This window comes from Methanospirillum sp. (assembly GCF_035406105.1).
Taxonomy (GTDB): domain Archaea; phylum Halobacteriota; class Methanomicrobia; order Methanomicrobiales; family Methanospirillaceae; genus Methanospirillum.
This window is the reverse complement of the sequence record NZ_DAONKG010000366.1, coordinates 1-1,289: the sequence shown is the minus strand read 5'-3', so window position 1 is coordinate 1,289 and position 1,289 is coordinate 1. Positions and strand designations below refer to the sequence as shown.

Genomic DNA, 1,289 nt, shown 5'->3' with positions numbered 1-1,289 from the left:
ACACAAATCAGGATCCAAAACCAATCGGCCCGTATAGTCAGGGAGTTGCCGTGAATGATTATGAATACACATCAGGTCAGATAGGCATTGATCCCCAGACCGGAGTTCTTGCAGAAACACTTGAGGGTCAGACTCACCAGGTCATGAAAAATCTCAAGGCAATTCTGGCATTATCCTTTTTCATTCTTGTTATCTGAATCGAAGTTTTTATTTCCTGATCAATAGATGGATGAGTATGAAACGATGGTTCGTATTCATCTGTCTCATATCGGTTTTTCTGAATCCTGCGTATGCAGGCAACATTGTTCCTGATTCTTCTTCAAACCGGAATTTGGCTCCCCCATCGGATATGCTTTCAGCATTGGACCGAATTACTGGTGAGATATCGAATCAGCTGGCAATTATCAGGGAAGAAAACAGTATCAGTGCCGAATCTCTCCGGACTATTGGAATATCCGGAGAAAATGCAACCTCTGTATTGGTTACAAAACTTGAAAAAGTACCCTATGGCCACTCTTCACTGATCATCTCTCCCGATAATATCGTTACTGCTGCAGCTCCAGTCACGTTTTCAGGTCTTATCGGTACTGATCTAAGTTATCAGCCAGAAACCAGATTTGCAAATGAAAGACAAGAGCCGGTCATCAGCAACATTTTCTATCTGGAAGAAGGGTTTTATGGAATCTCTATCAGTTATCCCATATTTTCAGAAAATAAGGAGTATCTTGGATATACTGATGTTACCATCCGTCCTGAAGAGTTCTTCAGACCGGTTATCGGTCCCTTTACTGAGCAGACCGGGTATGAAGTATTTATCCTTGAAACCAATGGAATGACTGTATATGAAACAGATGAAGTTGAGATTGGGAAGAATGTCCTGACCGATCCAATCTACGACACCCCGGAGATGCGTAATGTATCGCATGCAGTAATTGAGAATGAGAGCGGGGCCATCCAATATACCTTCTGGGATAAAAACTGGAACCGGCAGGTTCTCCGTGAAGCAGTCTGGAATACCCTTTCCCTAGATAACCAGAACTGGCGGGTAGCAGTTGTCAGAAATGTAGAAGAATCAGCAAAGCACGAAATCCCCTTGGATCATCAAATAATGCCTGATAATCTGAATACAAGCCTGGTTAATCTTACTCAGTTTGTTCAGGATGCAGCCATATTTGCCCGCACAGCAGGCCAGGAATCGGCATGTGCTTCTTTTAACAATCTTTCAGGCCCGTATGTCTCTGGTGATCGGTATATCTTTGCATATACCATGAATAGCACCACCCTTGCCC

Annotated in this window: 1 protein-coding gene and 1 pseudogene; both read left to right on the top strand. The window is 43.3% G+C overall.

Translation table 11 applies throughout. The features are described 5' to 3' along the window. The coding region (locus tag PLA23_RS13535; protein WP_324475558.1) for a Rid family hydrolase at positions 1-197 on the top strand (197 nt) is incomplete at its 5' end. 38 nt (positions 198-235) lie between these two features. Further along, a pseudogene (locus PLA23_RS13530) lies at positions 236-1,289 on the top strand (PDC sensor domain-containing protein); the annotation flags it as partial.